Source organism: Ulvibacter sp. 2305UL32-6, from assembly GCF_058148545.1.
On the sequence record NZ_JBYVKA010000015.1, the window covers coordinates 1 to 3,946 of the forward strand.

5 protein-coding genes are annotated in these 3,946 nt (G+C 33.2%); all 5 read left to right on the top strand.

The genetic code is table 11. The features are described 5' to 3' along the window. Positions 1-114 precede the first annotated feature (114 nt). Positions 115-498 (top strand): hypothetical protein, encoded by a 384-nt coding sequence (locus tag ACY2RU_RS17340; protein ID WP_490139744.1) that lies wholly within the window; start codon positions 115-117, stop codon positions 496-498. A 243-nt stretch (positions 499-741) separates the two neighbouring features. Further along, positions 742-1,458 carry a T9SS type A sorting domain-containing protein gene (locus ACY2RU_RS17345; RefSeq protein ID WP_490139745.1) on the top strand — a complete coding sequence of 239 codons (717 nt, stop codon included), beginning with the start codon at positions 742-744 and terminating at the stop codon, positions 1,456-1,458. Between the two features lie 232 nt (positions 1,459-1,690). Then, positions 1,691-2,368, top strand: a complete 678-nt coding sequence (locus ACY2RU_RS17350) for a tetratricopeptide repeat protein (protein ID WP_490139746.1) — start codon at positions 1,691-1,693, stop codon at positions 2,366-2,368. 424 nt (positions 2,369-2,792) lie between these two features. Next, positions 2,793-3,605: a DUF6090 family protein gene (locus ACY2RU_RS17355; RefSeq protein WP_490139747.1), complete on the top strand. Its 813-nt coding sequence runs from the start codon at positions 2,793-2,795 to the stop codon at positions 3,603-3,605. An 83-nt stretch (positions 3,606-3,688) separates the two neighbouring features. After that, positions 3,689-3,946, top strand: a 258-nt coding sequence (locus ACY2RU_RS17360; RefSeq protein WP_490139748.1) for a helix-turn-helix domain-containing protein, incomplete at its 3' end; no start/stop codon positions are given.

The following is a 3,946-nucleotide window of genomic DNA, read 5'->3' on the forward strand; positions in this document are numbered from 1 at the left end:
AAGCAAGCACTGACAAAAATTTGTAGAAAATTTAAATAGTTGAAACAAATAATCCTCGCATTAATCATTTTAATAATATCTGGTTGTACCTCAAGCAAGACCGACAAACTGATAATGGAAATAGAATCCATAAGTAATTATGCAAAATCGACTAAGCGCGAATCTGGATCTTTAGAATATAATTTAAACCTAAAACCGAAAAAACTAAATCTAGAAGGAACCGAATATCTGATATATTTCACAACTGACAACAAAGAACTTATTCGAATTAAATATCTGAAGGAATTGTCGACAGATAAATTAGAAATGAACTTTTATTATAAAGAAGGAAAATTAATTATGGCGACCTTCAAAGATCTGATAAAGGATTCAGGCTATACAATCTATAAAAAAAATAATGTGACCATATTTGAATGCTGTGCTAAGGATAAGCCGATTAACAATTTGTCTCAATTGGGATTAAAATACTATAATGATTATCAGAGTGCCAGCTTATAACAACGTATAAAGCCAATGGCTACTTTTGAACAAATCTAAAGCTTCGTCATTTTTAAAAACACTATATTTATTTCCGAATAATCTTGTAATAAGGCTTCGCCTCGGCTTCCGAGTCGCACGCAGCACAGCTGCTTCCAACATTTGCGTCCGCAAATTTGGTTGAGCCTCAGCGAGCCAAGAACCGCCACAAGCCTTATACAAGACCGTTAGGCAACAAATTGATCGAAAATTTTTCATAGTTATATGAAAAGAATATTATATCTATTAATTTTTAGTTTATCGCATCAAATGATGGCACAGAATTCTCAACTTTTTGAGCATGAGTGGTATCTTCAAAGCGTAATTATCAATGGTGAAGAGGATTATCCACCTTTTCCAAATGTCATTGGTAGGGTTTATTTTGAAAAAGAAACTATTGAGGTTGTACATCCAAACTGTGAAGAAGGTTTTGGAAAGTTCATAAACTATCTTACAAATAGTACTTTTGAAACAGATGACGGCGGTGTTGTACTTTTGGGAACATGTGGAGATCCTGTAATAATTGAATTTCAGAATAAACATTATTCAATCTATTATAATTTAAATACCGAAATAGCCAAAAATCCGTTCACATATAACTTTACACAAAATAATGACGTTACGACATTAACAATTACAAATATTGATGGTGATCAGGCCATCTATACCGATGAATTGTTATCTATAGATGATTTGCTAGAAGTCCAGGTTTCGATTTATCCAAATCCAGCAGAGATTAATCTTTTTATAACATTAGACAATCTAACAGATGATTCCGTATTCACAATTTACAATTCATTTGGAAATGTGATACTCAGAACTAAACCAAACCACAATCGTATTTCAAAAATTGACATATCATTATTAACTTCTGGAATATATTTTTTAGAGGTTACATTTAATCCACAACAAAAATTGTATAAAAAAATAATGAAGAGATAAATGAATAATTCGTTGCATAACAATGTATAAAGCCAATGGCGGGTTTGTTGCTTATCGAATTTGATTTTCTACAAATAAACTATCTTTAAAACCGAATACATCACCAAACGGCTTCGCCGTGGCTTCCGAGTCGCACGCGTCGACGCCGCTGCCAACATTTGCTACCGCAAATTTGGTTGAGCCACAGCGAGCCAAGAACCGCCACTGGCATTATACAAACACGTTGTAAGTAATGCATAAAAAACAAATCTACATATTACTGATTTCTATAATTTGCAGTTCCTGCGATTTAAAAACAGCTGAACACTATTATGATTTGGCTTATGATTTAGAAGAAAAAGGAGAATATAAAAATGCAATTGAATTGTTGAATAAGGCAATTGAGAAAAAACCAAAATTTAGACCTGCATTATTGAATCGTGGTGCTGACAAATCTGCTCTTAAAAATTATGAAGGAGCAATTAAAGATTATGAAAACGTAATAACTTTTGATTCCGAAAATACTTTGGCCTTATTGAATATCGGAAACAATTACAAAAGACTAAAGTTATATGATAAATCCGTTAATTATTACACAAGAGCTTTAAAAACAAAAGGTGCGATCAAATCTGATAGTATTTACATTGACATTAATATTTATGGACAATGGGATAGAGATTCAGACTATTATGTCCGGGAGTACGAAATTGAATTTGAACGTGGAATTTCTTACGTCCATTTAAAGAAATATAAATTGGCTATTAAAGATTTAGAGCAGTCCATTAAATATAATTACGAATTACCAGACGCTTTTAGTTGGATTGGAGAAGCATTTTATCATTTAAACGATACAGTAAATGCAAGAAAATTCTTAACTGAAGCAGCAAATTATGGAATGTTAGACGCAAAAGCTTTATTAAACAAAATTTAGGAGAGTAAATGAATTTGATATTAAATATTTTTAAATGGATTTTGATTATCCTATTTTTTCCTCTTTCCTTAATATTCGTAGCATACTATCGACAGAAAAAAGCAAAGAAAGAATATTGGAAGAAAGAAACAACTGAATAAAGCACTACTTACAACACCGTATAAAGCCAATGGCGGAAGACGGTTAAACGAATTAACTTTCCCACAAAAAGACTATCTTAGATAAACCGAATAAACTCGCAAACGGCTTCGCCGTGGCTTCCGAGTCGCACGCGTCGACGCCGCTGCCAACATTTGCTACCGCAAATTTGATTTAGCCACAGCGAGCCAAGAACCGCCACTGGCATTATACAAACACGTTGTGCTTCATTATGACAAACCGCTAACCAATGATAAAATTCTTTAGAAAAATACGCTATGACCTTATGGAAAAAAACAAAACTGGAAAGTATTTGAAGTATGCTGTTGGGGAGATTCTTTTGGTGATAATTGGAATCCTAATTGCGGTATCTATTAATGGTTGGAATGAAGACCGAAAGCTAAAAAAAGCAGAGCAGTCTATTCTCAAAGACCTTAAACAAGAAATGATAATAAATCTGAAAGCTTTGGAATCCGCAATAGAGGGAAACGAAATATCCTTTCAAACGGCAATAGAAATGAGAGCGCTTTTTAGAGACAGAGCAGCTTTTGATAAAATGTCGGATAGTCTGTTTTCTGCATCAATCAGAAAACTGGATTATAACTTAACGTATGATCCGCAAAACGGGATACTTAATTCCATTATCTCTTCAGGACAAATTAATCAACTTTCAAATAAGGAACTGAAATATTTACTGGCATCTTTAAAGGATTTAACGACAGACGCTTTAGAAAGCACACTTAAAATAGAAACTCAAAGAGAGAGTTCGATAAAATCATATTGGACCAATGCCATGATTATTGAAGATGGAAAAATTACGGGATATAATTTAAGGTCAATATTTGAACATCCCGAATTCAGATGGGCAACAAACCATCTTTTTTATGATATACGAAAAAATGGATTAGAGGAAGAAAAGGATCTAATGGCAACTTTAGAGTATATTATTGAACTCATAGATAAAATATTAATAAATAACGAAAGCACAACAATGGCTATAAATAATTGCTTGTTCTCGCCTACTTCTGAAAATCCTCGCGGATTTTCAGTTTGGTGTGTACTTGCAAAGTTAAGTGCCAACCCACGCAACTACACATAGCCGAGACCGTTGCCTACAAGTTTGAAAAATGTACTTTCCTGAAATAGGTTGACTAAAAATTAAACCTTTTAGTACTATACCTAATGAAAGACAAAAAACAACCCTGCCGAAAAACTTCCTACAAAAAAGTAGGTTTCGATTTAAAGCTCTTAATCATTGATCAGGTCCAAAACGGACAGATCTCTGTAAACCACGCTTCAGAAAAATATCAAGTCTCTAGATCCTCTATTGATTACTGGTTAAAAAAATACAGTACTTTAAAACAAAAGAAACGCGGTATGAGCAAGAAAGACGAAATCAAAAAACTCAAAGAACGAATCGAAGAACTCGAATTTGTAAAG

Bases quoted from the DNA above. Each gene is read 5' to 3' on its own strand.
- ACY2RU_RS17340 (WP_490139744.1), top strand. From the start codon at position 115: ATGGAAATAGAATCCATAAGTAATTATGCAAAATCGACTAAGCGCGAA.
- ACY2RU_RS17345 (WP_490139745.1), top strand. From the start codon at position 742: ATGAAAAGAATATTATATCTATTAATTTTTAGTTTATCGCATCAAATG.
- ACY2RU_RS17350 (WP_490139746.1), top strand. From the start codon at position 1,691: ATGCATAAAAAACAAATCTACATATTACTGATTTCTATAATTTGCAGT.
- ACY2RU_RS17355 (WP_490139747.1), top strand. From the start codon at position 2,793: ATGGAAAAAAACAAAACTGGAAAGTATTTGAAGTATGCTGTTGGGGAG.